Raw genomic sequence first — 13827 nt, forward strand, 5'->3', positions numbered from 1 at the left:
CACGTCGCCCGCACGCGCGGCCGCATTGCGCTTCACGCGCGACGGATGCACGACGCCGATCGCCGCGAGCCCGTAGATCGGCTCGACCGAATCGATCGAGTGGCCGCCCGCGACCGGGATGCCGGCGCAGTGCGTGGCGGTAGGTGATGAACGCCGCGCCGCAATCCCGGCATCGGGCGATGTCGAGCACGCCCGCATCGACGAAGCGCACCAGCATCCACGCGCGTGTCAGGTCCAGCGGCAGCGCGTGACGCGCGGGATCGCCGTGTTCGGCGTACAGCGTATACGCCTTGACGAGCGCCTCGAGTCGCGGGCAGCCGGCCTGGTTGCGCAGGAAGCGGTAGATGCTGTGGAACAGCGATGCATGAATGTTCGCGAGCCACGTCATGTACCAGTCGATGGACGACGGCAGCAATCCCTTCGGTGCGGCCACGCCGCGCACTTCGCGATACAGGCGCACGAGATGCTCGCGTGGCAGCGCGCACTCGATCTCCAGCATCTGCAGCCGCGCGCCGAACCGGATCAGCGTCGCCGCGTGCATCGTCAGCTGCGCGTCGTCCGCGAGGCCATGCCGCCCGGCCCGGCCGCTCACGATGTTTCCTCGTCGGGAAGCGCGAGGCCGGCCAGCGCCATCGCGGTATGCACGCGCACGAGATCGACCGGCGGCGTCGCGCGGGTCAATGCCGACAGCACGCCATACCGGCTCGGCCGCAACGCGCAGATCAGCTGCCCCGCCGATGCAAGGTCGTTCATCTGCTTCATCGACAACGCGGCCAGCGCGGCGGCAACGTCAGCGGTCACGCCCAGGCGGAACATGCCGGATGCGCGATCCGACTGCAGCAGTCGCTGCGCGAGCCACAGATAAGACATGTTCAATTCCCACATTGCATCACTGTCGTTGGCAACCTTCATTGTTCACCTCGATTCCTGCGCGATCAGGATCAATGATTCGCCGTCAAATTGCGTGCCGATAATCCGGATATTACGAACCGTTATTTCTTTTGTCTGATGCGAACGTGCGAAATCGATCATGACGATCCGACGCTCATGGCGCGCGTGCATCGCGCCGCCACTCAATACGGGCACGGCCGCACGTGTCGTCATGCGCATTGCAGCGATGCCGCGCGATGCGTCGCACCGCGCGCCCGGGACAGCCTGCATTGCAAACTGTCGTGATTGAGTCTCGGCGATATTTCGCTGAATGTAAACGCGACGTTAGACGCAAGACAATTGCCGGATAAACACGACTTTAGTATTAAGACTTTCGTCTTGTACAATCCGGTACATTCTTGCCGGGCCGGTCCCGGCTTTACTTATTTAACCGTCCTCATGAAAATCCTGATCGTCGACGATCACGCCATCCTGCGCGACGGCGTGGAGATGCTGTTGCGCCAGGGCGATGGCGACATGGTCGTCGTCCAGGCGAGCAGCGCCGATGACGCAGTGCGGCTGCTCGACGCGCACGCCGACCTCGACGCGATCGTGCTCGACCTGAAGCTGCAGGGCATGGACGGCCTCGACGCGCTCGCCGTGTTCGCGACGATGCGCCCCGGGCTCCCGGTCATCGTGCTGTCGTCGTCGGAGGATCCCGGCGCCGTGCGCAGCGCGTTCGCGCAGGGCGCGATGGGTTACGTGCCGAAGTCCGCCAGCCCGCGCACGCTGCTGTCCGCCATCCGGATCGCACTCAACGGCGAGCGTTACGTCCCGCCGCTCGTGCTCGACGACCCCGCGCTGCAGCATCCGGACGGCGCCGCTGCGGCACGCGGTTCGATGCTGACGCAACGCCAGATCGAAGTGCTGCGCTATCTCGCGGAAGGCGTGCCGAACAAGGTCATCGCCGACAAGCTGGGCCTGTCCGAAAAGACCATCAAGGCGCACATCACCGCGATCTTCAAGGCGCTGAACGTGATCAACCGCACCCAGGCCGCGGCGGCCGGCAGGAAGGCCGGCCTCATCTGATCCCACTGATCCGACGCCTGCTCGCGTCGCGACATTGCCTTGCCGGCGCGGAACGCCTAAATTTCCCTCATCTTCCCCGCCCGTTCGAGGAGCGTGCGCATGACGCGTGTCGACGAGACGCCCGAAGCGCCGGCCGACCATGAAGTCCCGTTCGACCTCGCCGCCGACGTGATCGCGCGCTGGCAGCGCCTCGTCGACCTGATGGCGGAAATCGTCGGCGTGCCGGCCGGGCTGATCATGCGCAACGTCGGCCGCGACATCCAGGTGCTGGTGGCGAGCCGCAACACCGGCAATCCGTTCTATCCAGGCGAATCGGCCGAACTGCACGGCTCGGGACTTTACTGCGAAGCGGTCATCGCGAGCGGCGATACGCTGGTCGTGCCGGATGCGCGGCAATCGGCGCAGTGGCGCAACAATCCGGACCTGCGCGTCAACATGGTCTCGTATCTCGGCCTGCCGATCCGCTGGCCCGACAACACGCCGTTCGGCACGATCTGCCTGCTCGACTGCAAGGAGAATGCGTATTCGGAGCGCTACATCCGGCTCGTCGAGGAATTCCGCGACCAGATCGAGATGCAGTTGCAACTGATCCGCGCGCAGCGGATCGCCGAACGCGAACGCCAGCGCGCCGCGCAGCTGGCCGAGAACTTCCGGCGGCAAAAGGATCTCGCGACGGAGGCCGTGCACGTCAAGTCGAGCTTTCTCGCGGCAGCGAGCCACGACCTGCGCCAGCCGGTCCACGCGTTGAGCCTGTTCGTCGGCGCGTTGCGTCACGTCCCGATGCCGGCCGACGGCACGCTGCTCGTCGATCGCATCGACCAGTCCGTCAACGCGATGGACGCGCTGTTCACCGCGATCCTCGACATCTCGCGGCTCGACGCGGGCGTCGTGCCCGTGCATCGCCGGCCGTTCGCGATCGGCGCGGTGCTGGAACGCGTGTGCCGCGAAGTCGCCGCCGATGCGCACGGGAAAGGCCTGTCGCTGTCGTACGTGCGCAGCACCGCGGTCGTCGATTCCGATCCGGTGCTGATCGAGCGCATCGCCCGCAACCTGCTGTCGAATGCAGTGCGCTATACCGACACCGGACGCATCGTCGTCGGCTGCAGGCGCACGCACCAGCACGTGCGCCTGCAATTCATCGACACCGGGCGCGGTATTCCGGCCGACCAGCAGACCCGCGTATTCGACGACTACTACCAGTTGCGCCATCGCGGCAGCGAATCCGAACAGGGCGTGGGCCTCGGGCTGGCGATCGTGCGGCGCCTCGCGGGGCTGCTCGACTGTCCGCTGACGCTGCGCTCCGAACCCGGGCGGGGCTCGTGCTTCGAGCTGCAGCTGGTGCGGCTGGACACGGCCGTGCAGCCGAGCGTCGCCGCCGACGAGATCGCGGTCGACGAGGCCACTGCCGCGGCGCACCTCGTGGTCGTGATCGACGACGAAAGCGCGATCCGCGCCGGCATGTCGATGCTGCTCGAACGCTGGGGCTACCAGGTCGTCACGGCCGCATCGGTCGACGACGCGATCGCGTGCCTGGCATCGTGCGACGTACGGCCGACCCTGCTGATCTGCGACCTGCACCTGCACGGCGACCAGAACGGGATCGGCGCGATCGCGCGAATTCGCGACGAGTACAACACGGCGATTCCCGCGATGCTAATCACGGGCGACACGACCGCGCGGCGGCCCGGCCGGCTGAAACACGGCGGGTTCGTGCTGCTGCACAAGCCGGTGCCGAGCGACAAGCTGCGCGCGGCGATGGCACGCCTGCTGCATGCGCAGGCCCCCGGACAGCCGCGCCGGGCCGACGCGGGATAGTCGCCGGCGCGCTGCGGCGCTTTCGCATCCCGCCCGCCGGCCGCAGGCGAAAGCGGCGGGCACGTGCCCGCCGCCGAGTCTTCGCACGCGCATCGCCTCAAGTGCGGCGCGCGGTCGAGCCCTCGCTTACTTCAACCGCGTCGCGATCTCGTTCGCCATCGCCTTCGTCGCGGCCTTCGTCGGCGCATCCGTGGCCAGTGCGTTCAGCAGGCCGAAATCGTGGATGGTGCCGTCGTAGCGCGTGGTCGTCGCTTCGACGCCGGCCGCGTCCAGCTTGCGGCCGTACGCTTCGCCTTCGTCACGCAGCACGTCGAACTGGGCGACCTGGATCAGCGCGGGCGGCAGGCCCTTCAGCTGCGCGGTGCTCGCGCGCAGCGGCGACGCGTAGATCTCGTTGCGTTGCGCTTCGTTCTTCGTATAGGCGTCCCAGAACCACTTCATCATCGGCCGCGTCAGGAAGTGCCCTTGCTGATACGCGTTGTACGACCCCGTGTTGAAGTTGTGGTCCGTCACCGGCCACATCAGCCCCTGGAAGCGGATCGCGGGGCCGCCCTTGTCCTTCGCCATCAGCGCCACCACGGCCGCCATGTTCCCGCCGACGCTGTTGCCGACCACCGCGAGGCGGCTGCCGTCGACGCCGATCTCCGCGCCGTGCGCGGCCACCCACTTCGTCGCCGCATACGCCTGGTTGATCGCGACCGGGTAATGCGCTTCCGGCGACGGCGTGTAGTTCACGAACACCGCGACGGCGCCCGATTGCACGACGAGGTCGCGCACGAGGCGCTCGTGCGTCGGGAAATCGCCGAGCACCCAGCCGCCGCCGTGAATGAACACGAACACCGGCAGCGTGCCCGTCGCGCCTTGCGGGCGGACGATCGTGACCGGCACGGACAAGCCGTCCTGTTCGATCGTGCGGTTCGACACGTCGATGCCCGACAGGTCGACCTTCGTGCCGTTCTGCGCATCGACCAGCACCTGGCGCGCCTTCGCGGGGCTCAGCGTTTCGAGGCCCGGGCCTTTCTGGCCGTTCAGCGCGGCGAGGAAGGCGCTCGTCGTCGCATCCGGCCGGACGGCTTCGGCGCCGGCGCCCGCGGCAAACGCGGTGGTCGTGGCGGACAGTGCAGCGGCGACGGCGGCAGCGATCAGCAGCGGCTTGACGATCTTCATGGTGTAACTCCTTGGCTCAATCGGTGAATGACAATGTGACGGGGAATGTTTCGCAATACGTACGATCAGGCGAGCGTCAGCGTGACGTCGATGTTGCCGCGCGTCGCATTCGAGTACGGGCACACGAGGTGTGCGCGATCGATCAGCGTCTGCGCGACTTCACGATCGAGGCCCGGCAGCGAGATCTTCAGTTCGACTTCGATGCCGAAGCCGTTCGGGATCGCGCCGATGCCGACACTGCCTTCGATCGCGGCATCCGCGGGCATCGCGATCTTGTCGCGGGCCGCGACGAACTTCATCGCGCCGATGAAGCACGCGCTGTAGCCGGCGGCGAACAGTTGCTCGGGGTTCGCGCCTGCACCGCCCGCGCCGCCGAGCTCGCGCGGCGTGGTCAGCTTCAGGTCGAGGCCGCTTTCGGGCACCGTCGCACGGCCGTCACGGCCGCCGGTGGCTTTTGCATGGGCGCGGTACAGCACTTTTTCGATCGACATGACAGACTCCTTTTCAATCAGTGAGTGAAACAGCCTTCCAACCCGGGACCGCTTGCCGGCTGTCGGGCAGCCGGTGTCGCGCTTGTTTATCTATTCATAGATAGATAAACATCCCCAAAAAATGCAGGCGGTTGATCCACCTGCCCAAAAAATCTATCTACTCCCAGATAGGCATCATGGCCCAACAAAAGGCGGCGAACCGCCTGACTGCTTGCGCCGTCCGTCAGGACCGCGTTTTCCAGACCGCCTCGACATCCTCGAGACGCGCCCGCGTGTGGAACAGCCGGCTGGCCAGCACGCTGCCCTGGAATGCCGCATACAACGTGCGCGCGGCCGTGTCGGGCTTGCCGCTGAACTGCAGCGTGCCTTCCTTCGCGCCCTGCGCCAGCAATTCGGCGAGCCAGCTCTCGTTGGCCTTGAAGAACGCCTGCACGGCCTGCCGCACGTTCTCCGGCAACGATTCGATATCGGCCGCCAGCATCCCGCACAGGCAGATCATGTTGCCGTCGCCAAGCGTGCGGCCGAACATCTTCGTGTACAGGCTCAGCTTCACGTCGGCCGGCAGCGCCGGATCGATCGCCCGCATGGCCAAGAGGACGTCGTCGCTGTAGACCGACACGGCTTCCAGTACGAGGTCGTCCTTCGACGGGAAGTAGTAGTGGATGCTCGACGTCTTCACGCCCACCAGGTCGGACAGGTCTCGATAGCTGAAGCCGTTGTAACCGCGCAGCATCATCAGCGTGATCGCGTGGTCGAGAATCTGTTCGCGGACGGTCGGTTTCGTTTCCATGGAACGAACTTTATCTACTCATAGATAGACAGTCAAGGATTTTTTTAAGGGCGCGATGCGGGGCGCGCCAGGTTCGGCATCCGCTTTCCTTGCCTGTCGCGGTGATGGCTCTCGTTTCTTCAGCGGTCGCTCGGGGCCAACGGGCTTTGATGCTTTGCTTCGCGAATTGTCCAGGTACGCACTACCTCATGATGACTTCCGTGATTGTCTCGGACACTGGGCGCTCTCCAGCCGAATCGACCAGATTGACGGGGTTGTTCCTGACGTATGTATGCCAGTTCAGTCCTCGGTGCTGCTCGTGAAGCGGTGATTCTTGCGGGACAGCGCGCCCTGGTTGTCATGAGCAAACTCCAGGCGCGCGCCATTGATAGCGCATCACGCCTTACTGATGCACCTTTCAGTGATGCGCCCCGCGGTTGCCAGGAAAATTCAAGCCGGAGAAGAAAGTAAATCTCTAACCGACTTGGTAACAAGGCCTTCCCGAAACCTTCCTGCACGATATGCATCGGCAATCGCTTGCTCATTGGAAAATCGCTTCAACTCCTCTCCAACGTCACTTGCCAGTAGACCGAGGAATACTTCGTATTCCCTGGGCTGCCCTATATCGTCAAGCGTCCCCGCCCCGACGATCAACTCACGATGCTGTGCATACAAACGGTCGAGCCGAAAGTACATGTGCGACTGTTCGATGCGGCTTATTTCATCGGTTCCGATCCGGTCAAGGCAGAATCCCACATTAACAAACCACTGTTGACCAAAGCCCTTTTCCACTCCGATTGCAATTTTTGCTCCATTTCCAGAAAAGCACATTAAATTACTTCGCCGGATGAAACCGCATTGCATGAGAGACTCAAATATGCCTTGCTTGAATTCGTTTGACTTCATCGCTTACTTGCCCGATAGACATCCACAACTGACCTCCAAGAGTCACCAGTGACGGCTTCAAGTTCCTTGCGATAGCCTTCAACTTGTCGCTCTCCACGCGCAACAGCTCGAGCATTATCGGGCTTCAACTCGCGGACCTCTCTGGTCCCCCAATTCACTGCATCCGGCGCTTTCCGCTCGGCAGCGTCACCTTCGTATCGAAGCCGTCTCCCAGCGCCGTGCCATAGTGACTGTGGGCACGACGTCCCGCGGCTGCCGCAGCACTTTCGCCCCCCGTGCAGACAACGACCCGCCACCACTCGTCGCCCCCCCCAAAACCAGTACCGCCACCGCCTTCCAAAAGCGCCTCGTCACGCGGCCGCCGGTACACATTAACACCGGCCGTCTGATAGCCCGAATCGTCAGAAAATCCCGCCCGATTGAACTCGAACCCGGCTGAACTACCCAGTGGTGAATTATTAAACGCTCGTGCTGAAGCTGCTGCAAGCCCAGGCGATTCAGCAGTATTCGGAAAGCACGCCAGCGGGAATACGGCCCTATCCCGACAGACTGACGGATCTGTTGCGCGATCCGCGCTACCCTGTCGTGCGCCGGTACTTGCGCAGGCTTTATCCGGATCCAATCACGGGGCAAGACTTCGAACCGATTATCGCGCCCGAGGATGGGATTCAAGGGGTGCGCAGTACATCCTCGAAAAAGCCGCTCAAGATCGCTGGATTCCGCGAGGATCAAAGCCGCTTCGCTACCGCGAGCAGCTATCTACAGTGGGACTTCAGCTATGTGCCGACAGCCGTAAAGCCGCCTGCTAGATAAGCCGCGGGCGAACCGGAAAGCGGCGTCATGTCTCCCGCACCCAGCATCAACTGAATCCCGCGCCGGGTGAACGGGCGCAGTGCACCGACGTTTGCCGAGGTCCGCTTGTTCCGACCAAGCAATATCCGACGGATCCGAGACGGGCGCCCTCTTTACGCTGTGAGGCGGCTGTCCGTGGCCTTTCACAAACGTCTCATGCTGGCCGGGAAGCGACACGCTCGGAACAAGGCCCTCACGGCGGCGGGCCTTCAGATCGGCTCCGATTTCCAGCGCTTGTTGCCGGTCCCCCTATCAACTTTCCAAACTTGGTCGTGACGGCCTCGCCACCCTTACTGCGGCTTCAACATCCGCTGAATGATCGTCCGCAACATCGCCCGGTGCGCGCGCGGCTTGAACCCCGGCTCGAACACGACGCGCCCGACCGCCCCTTCCGCGAGCGCGAGCAGCCAGGTCGCGACCAAATCGGCCTTCAGGCTGCCGTCGATCTTCCCTTGCGCAACGCCGCGCTTGATCAGCGCGACCATCCGCCCTTTCACCTGCGCCTCGTTCGCCGCGAACAGCGCAGCGACGTCCGGATTGCGCGTCGCCTCCGCCGCGGTCTCGACGCAGATGCGTGCATAGACGGGATCGCTCGACAGTTCCATCAACGTCAGCGCGATCTCCTCGATCGCGGCCAGCGCGTCGTCGGCGTCCGCATGCCGCGCGAACAGTTCGGCCATCTCGCGCTGGTCGTCCTGCGCGATCGCCTCGATGATCGCCGCCTTCGTCGGGAAATAGTGGAACAGGTTGCCGGGGCTCATGCCGGCCGCCTTGCAGATCGCGGCCGTGGACGTCGCATGGAAGCCGTCGCGCGCAAAACAGTCGATCGCGGCATCCAGGATCTGGCGTCGCTTCGCTTCCACTCTTTCAGGGTCGATCTTTCTCAACAGGCACTCCGTGCTAGACGTTCACTCGAATCTTTATTAGACTGATTAGTCGATCTATTATCGTGACGACGTCCGCAGGCGTCAAGACATCGTGTCCGTGCCGCCTGCGACCTCCGCTCACGCCACCGCTCCGAGGGCCTTTTGAAACGTATCGTCATTGCCGGCATCGCGCTCGTCCTGCTCGCCGCGGTGGGCGCAGTCGCGTTGCGCGGCCTGTCCGATTTCGAGCTGAAGGGCGCGGAGGTGTCGACGCTCGTGTTCCGCGCCGGCGACGCCGACCTCGTCGGCACGCTCGCGCTGCCGGCCCATGCGCCCGATGCGCCGATCGTGCTGCTCGTCCACGGCGACGGGCCGCGCACGCGCTTCTCGGACGACGCGATGCTGCCGCTCGTCAACAGCCTGCTCGACGCCGGCATCGGCGTGTTCGCGTGGGACAAGCAGGGCACCGGCCGCAGCGGCGGCGACTGGCTCGCGCAATCGATGCAGGACCGCGCGAACGAAACGATCGCCGCGATGGCGCGCGTGCGCGCCGCCGTCGGGCCCGCGCCCAAAATCGGCCTGCTCGGCTTCTCGCAAGGCGGCTGGGTGATTCCGCGCGTCGCGAATGCGGTGCGGCCCGCGTTCTCGGTGATCGTCGGCGGCGCCGTCAGCTGGCGCCGGCAAGGCACCTACCTCACGCGACAGCAGCTCCAGGCAACCGGCATGCAGCCGGATCGAATCGATGCGACACTGGCCGGCGAGCGACGCGACAACGACGCGATCTTCGGCCAGGCGGACATGCCGGCCGATCCGCGCCGCCGCTCCGACATCGAGCCGCGCCGCTTTGGCTTCATCGCGCGCAACTACCTGGAAGACGCGTCACAGGCGCTCGCGACCATGCAGGGGCCCGTGCTGGCCGTGTGGGGCGCGCAGGACCGCAATGTCGATCCGGTCGACGAGGCGAACACTTACACGCATGCGTTCGCGAACCAGCCCGACCGGCGCGTGGTGGTCGTGCCCGGTGCAACGCATGCGCTGCTGCGCGCCGGCTGGTTCGACTACCAGCTCGAGTCCGACTGGCCGACGTGGAAGCAGTGGCTGTACACGGCGCTCGGGCGCGATGCGTATGCACCGGGTACGCTCGGCCCGATCGAAGCGTGGATCCGGGCGCAGTGAACACGTGTGCAGCACGGCGATGCCTTTGCGGGCGTCGCGCGTGAAACGGGCAATACGGGCCGCGCCGGTCGGCGTGGCCGCATCAAGGAGAGGTTTCAATGTTTTCGTGGTTTGAACGGCGGCTGCCGACTTTCCCGCTCGAAGATCCCGTCACGCCGCCGCGGGGGTTCTTCTCGTTCGTCTGGGCGTGCACGAAAGGCGCGCGCAGCTGGGTCCTGCTGATCGCGCTGACGTCGGCCGCGCTGGCCGCGTACGAAGCCGCGCTGTTCGCGATGATGGGCCGCGTGGTCGACTGGCTCGCGTCCGCGACGCCGGCCGAGTTCGGCGGCCGGCACTTCGGCACGCTCGTCGGGTTCGCGGCGATCCTCGCCGGCAGTACGCTGCTGATTGCGCTGCATACGATGGTCAAGCACCAGGTGCTCGCGATCAACTTCCCGATGCGGCTGCGCTGGCTGTTTCACCGGCTGATGCTCGACCAGAGCCTGTCGTTCTACGCGAACGAGTTCGCGGGCCGCGTGACGACCAAGATCATGCAGACCGCGCTCGCGGTGCGCGATGCGCTGTTCATGTCGGTCGACGTCGTGATCGGCGTCGCCGCGTACCTGATCGGCATCCTCGCGCTCGCGGCCAGCTTCGACTGGCGGCTGATGATCCCGCTCGCGCTGTGGGCGCTCGGCTACGGCCTGGCATGCGCGTATTTCGTGCCGCGCCTCGGTGCCGTCGGCAGCCGCCAGGCCGATGCGCGCGCGCTGATGACGGGCCGCATCACCGACGCGTATTCGAACATCACGACCGTGAAGCTGTTCTCGCACACGCGGCGCGAAGCCGACCACGCGCGCCGCGCGATGGAAGCGTTCAAGGCGACCGGCGACGCGCAGATGCGGCTCGTCAGCGCGTTCGAGGTCGTCAACCACCTGCTGTCGACATTGCTGCTGGTCGGCTCGACCGGCCTCGCGCTGGTTCTGTGGATGCACGGCGAAGTGAGCGCGGGCGTCGTTGCGGCCGTGATCGCGATGGCGCTGCGCCTGTCGAGCTATTCGCACTGGATCATGTGGGAGATGACCGAGCTGTTCGAGAACGTCGGCACGATCCAGGACGGCATCAACACGCTGACGAAGAAGCACAGCGTGGTCGACGCGCCCGATGCGACACCGCTCGCGGTGCAGCGCGGCGGGATCGTGTTCGACAACGTGCAGTTCGCGCACGAGGACAACGACCGTGCCGTGTTCGACGGGCTGAACCTGACGATCCGGCCCGGCGAGCGGATCGGCCTGATCGGCCGCTCGGGCGCCGGCAAATCGACGCTCGTGAACCTGCTGCTGCGCTTCTACGACGTGGGCGGCGGCACGATCCGGATCGACGGGCAGGACATCGCGCACGTGACGCAGGACAGCCTGCGCAGCGCGATCGGGATGGTCACGCAGGATACGTCGCTGCTGCACCGGACGATGCGCGAGAATCTGCTGTACGGGCGCCCCGACGCGACCGAGCGCGAGATGCACGACGCGGCCGTGCGCGCGGAAGCGTCCGAGTTCATCGACCGGTTGCGCGACCGCCACGGGCGCAGCGGCTACGACGTCGAGGTCGGCGAGCGCGGCGTGAAGCTGTCGGGCGGCCAGCGGCAGCGCGTCGCGATCGCGCGCGTGATGCTCAAGGACGCGCCGATCCTCGTGCTCGACGAGGCCACCAGTGCGCTCGATTCCGAAGTCGAGGTCGCGATCCAGCGCAGCCTCGACGGCCTGATGCACGGCAAGACGGTGATCGCGATCGCGCACCGGCTGTCGACCATCGCGGCGATGGACCGGCTGATCGTGCTCGACGAAGGGCGCATCGTCGAGGAAGGCACGCACCAGCAGCTGCTGCAGGCTGGCGGCATTTATGCGGCGCTGTGGACGCACCAGAGCGGCGGGTTCCTCGGTGAAACGGCCGACGCGGAAGGCGCGGAGCAATAGGCGGAACCGCTGTGGCAACATGGCGGCGCAGCGATCGTCGGCGGATTCGGCCGCGATCGCTTCCCCGCCGGCCGGCCGCCAACGCCCGGCTTCCTGCCGCCCGACGCAGATCCTCGGAGTTCCCATGACCACGCGACCGGATATCGCCACTGCGCTCGACGCGCCCGATTCGGTGCTCGACGAAGCCGAGCAGCGATTCGTGAACCAGATTCGCCAGCACGGATGGTTCCGCACGGAAGTGTTTGCGGAAGGAGACGATCCCGGGTTCTCGTTCACGACCGGGCTGTGGGTCAACCACGGCTTTCCGGAAATCATCGTGTTCTCGTTGCCGGCGCGCGTCGTCCACGACGTGCTGTGGGACATCTACCGGATGGTCGCGGCCGGCACCCCGCCCCCGGTCGGCGAAGTCACCGCATCCGTCTACGCCAACGCGAACGCGCTCCTCATGCCGGTCGGGAAAGCCCACTACGAAGCCCATCTCGGCTGGAACCGCTGGTTCTACGGCAACGACGACTTCCCGTGCGTCCAGCTGCTGTGGCCGGACCGCAACGGGATCTTCCCGTGGCAGCCTGAAGCGGACGACGCGTTGAATGCCGCGCAGCCGCGGCTGTTCGTGCCGGGCGACGATCGACACTGATCCGCGCACGGGATCGCGCGGCACGCCGCAAGCGTGCCGCGCCGCCCCAGGCTACAACCGCACGACCGTCGACTTCAGCTCGGTGTACTTGTCGAGCGCATGCAGCGACTTGTCGCGACCGTTGCCCGACAGCTTGTAGCCGCCGAACGGAAAGTTCATGTCGTCGCTGCCGTCGCCATAGCAGTTGACCCACACGGTGCCCGCGCGCAGCCGTCGTGCCACCGCATGCGCGGTCGAGAGATCGGCCGACCAGACCGCCGCGGCCAGCCCGTACTCGGTGTCGTTGGCGATCCGCACAGCCTCGTCGACATCGTCGAACACGATCACCGACAGCACCGGCCCGAAGATTTCCTCGCGCGCGATCTTCGCGTCCGGCTTCACCTCGAACACCGTCGGCTCGACATAGAACCCGCCCGTCTCCTCGCGCACGCGCGCGCCGCCCGTGACGAGCCTGCCTTCGTCGCGCCCGGCACCGATATACCCCATCACGCGATCGAGCTGCGTGCGATCGACGATCGCCCCCATCGTCACCGACGGATCGAGCGGATGCCCGGGCGCGAAGCGCCGCGACGCATCGACCAGCTTCGCGACGAATGCGTCCTTGATGTCGCGATGCACGAGCAGGCGCGAGCCGGCCGTGCACACTTCGCCCATGTTGAAGAAGATCGCGTCGGCGGCCGCCTGCGCGGCGCGGTCGAGATCAGGGCAATCGCGCAGCACGATGTTCGGCGACTTGCCGCCGAGCTCGAGCCACACGCGCTTCAGGTTCGACTGCGCGGCGCACGCCATGATCTGCTGCCCCGTGCGCGTCGACCCCGTAAACGCGATGCAATCCACGTCGCGGTGCAGCGCGAGCGCCTTGCCCGGCTCCGCGCCGCCCGGCACGACGCTGAACACCCCGGGCGGCACGCCGGCGTCGCACGCGAGCTGCGCGACACGGATCGCGGTGAGCGGCGATTTCTCCGACGGCTTCAGCACGACGCTGTTGCCGGCCGCGAGCGCCGGCGCGAATTTCCACGCGGCCATCAGCAGCGGGAAATTCCACGGCACGACGGCCGCGACGACGCCGATCGGCTCGCGCGTGACGAGCCCGACCAGATGATGGTCGACCGGCGCGACTTCGCCGCCGACCTTGTCGATCGCCTCCGCATACCAGTCGACGCAATGCGCGGCGACCGGCACGTCGATCGCCGTGGTATCGGCGATCGGCTTGCCGGTGTCGAGCGTCTCGAGCAGC

The 13827-nt window shown here is 65.8% G+C and carries 14 protein-coding genes and 2 pseudogenes; 6 read left to right on the forward strand and 10 right to left on the reverse strand.

Features of this window, described 5'->3' with window-relative positions; all coding sequences use genetic code 11:
* The 4 genes and pseudogenes from G3N99_RS42010 to G3N99_RS22215 all read right to left on the reverse strand — a co-directional run.
* Positions 1-126, reverse strand: a pseudogene (locus tag G3N99_RS42010) (selenide, water dikinase SelD); the annotation flags it as partial.
* Between the two features lie 55 nt (positions 127-181).
* Positions 182-541 (reverse strand): annotated as a pseudogene (locus tag G3N99_RS42015) (FlhC family transcriptional regulator); the annotation flags it as partial.
* A 47-nt stretch (positions 542-588) separates the two neighbouring features.
* Positions 589-912: a flagellar transcriptional regulator FlhD gene (locus G3N99_RS22210; protein ID WP_041492522.1), complete on the reverse strand. Its 324-nt coding sequence runs from the start codon at positions 910-912 to the stop codon at positions 589-591.
* A 3-nt stretch (positions 913-915) separates the two neighbouring features.
* A complete protein-coding gene (locus G3N99_RS22215; protein WP_206123482.1) occupies positions 916-1161 on the reverse strand; it encodes a hypothetical protein in 246 nt (81 codons plus the stop codon).
* A gap of 168 nt (positions 1162-1329) precedes the next feature.
* Between G3N99_RS22215 and G3N99_RS22220 the strand changes: the two genes are divergently transcribed.
* The gene (locus G3N99_RS22220; RefSeq protein ID WP_011350353.1) at positions 1330-1959 is read left to right on the forward strand and encodes a response regulator transcription factor; all 630 of its coding nucleotides are present in this window, start codon (positions 1330-1332) and stop codon (positions 1957-1959) included.
* Between the two features lie 99 nt (positions 1960-2058).
* Positions 2059-3774, forward strand: coding sequence for an ATP-binding protein (locus G3N99_RS22225; protein ID WP_206123483.1), 1716 nt, complete (start codon positions 2059-2061; stop codon positions 3772-3774).
* A gap of 126 nt (positions 3775-3900) precedes the next feature.
* Here the strand turns inward: G3N99_RS22225 and G3N99_RS22230 are convergent, their stop codons facing one another.
* From G3N99_RS22230 to G3N99_RS22245, 4 genes are all read right to left on the reverse strand, one after another.
* Positions 3901-4941: an alpha/beta hydrolase gene (locus tag G3N99_RS22230; protein WP_174943218.1), complete on the reverse strand. Its 1041-nt coding sequence runs from the start codon at positions 4939-4941 to the stop codon at positions 3901-3903.
* A 65-nt stretch (positions 4942-5006) separates the two neighbouring features.
* Positions 5007-5432 (reverse strand): organic hydroperoxide resistance protein, encoded by a 426-nt coding sequence (locus G3N99_RS22235; RefSeq protein ID WP_174943220.1) that lies wholly within the window; start codon positions 5430-5432, stop codon positions 5007-5009.
* A 223-nt stretch (positions 5433-5655) separates the two neighbouring features.
* Positions 5656-6222, reverse strand: a complete 567-nt coding sequence (locus G3N99_RS22240; RefSeq protein WP_206123484.1) for a TetR/AcrR family transcriptional regulator — start codon at positions 6220-6222, stop codon at positions 5656-5658.
* Between the two features lie 429 nt (positions 6223-6651).
* A complete protein-coding gene (locus tag G3N99_RS22245; RefSeq protein WP_206123485.1) occupies positions 6652-7107 on the reverse strand; it encodes a hypothetical protein in 456 nt (151 codons plus the stop codon).
* Between the two features lie 468 nt (positions 7108-7575).
* Here G3N99_RS22245 and G3N99_RS22255 point away from each other — a divergent pair, with 468 nt between their 5' ends.
* Positions 7576-7920, forward strand: coding sequence for a hypothetical protein (locus tag G3N99_RS22255; protein ID WP_206123487.1), 345 nt, complete (start codon positions 7576-7578; stop codon positions 7918-7920).
* Between the two features lie 329 nt (positions 7921-8249).
* Here G3N99_RS22255 and G3N99_RS22260 read toward each other — a convergent pair whose 3' ends face one another.
* Positions 8250-8846: a TetR/AcrR family transcriptional regulator gene (locus tag G3N99_RS22260; RefSeq protein ID WP_174943225.1), complete on the reverse strand. Its 597-nt coding sequence runs from the start codon at positions 8844-8846 to the stop codon at positions 8250-8252.
* A gap of 141 nt (positions 8847-8987) precedes the next feature.
* Here G3N99_RS22260 and G3N99_RS22265 point away from each other — a divergent pair, with 141 nt between their 5' ends.
* From G3N99_RS22265 to G3N99_RS22275, 3 genes are all read left to right on the forward strand, one after another.
* The gene (locus tag G3N99_RS22265; RefSeq protein ID WP_206123488.1) at positions 8988-10001 is read left to right on the forward strand and encodes an alpha/beta hydrolase; all 1014 of its coding nucleotides are present in this window, start codon (positions 8988-8990) and stop codon (positions 9999-10001) included.
* Positions 10002-10099: 98 nt separating this feature from the next.
* On the forward strand, positions 10100-11953 hold the full coding sequence (locus G3N99_RS22270; RefSeq protein WP_206123489.1) for an ABC transporter ATP-binding protein: 1854 nt from the start codon (positions 10100-10102) through the stop codon (positions 11951-11953).
* A gap of 124 nt (positions 11954-12077) precedes the next feature.
* Positions 12078-12590 (forward strand): DUF4262 domain-containing protein, encoded by a 513-nt coding sequence (locus G3N99_RS22275; protein WP_206123490.1) that lies wholly within the window; start codon positions 12078-12080, stop codon positions 12588-12590.
* 51 nt (positions 12591-12641) lie between these two features.
* Here the strand turns inward: G3N99_RS22275 and G3N99_RS22280 are convergent.
* Positions 12642-13827: aldehyde dehydrogenase family protein (locus tag G3N99_RS22280; RefSeq protein ID WP_206123491.1), on the reverse strand; the 1186-nt coding region annotated here is incomplete at its 5' end.

Source organism: Burkholderia sp. Ac-20392, from assembly GCF_017104585.1.
Lineage (GTDB): Bacteria > Pseudomonadota > Gammaproteobacteria > Burkholderiales > Burkholderiaceae > Burkholderia > Burkholderia lata.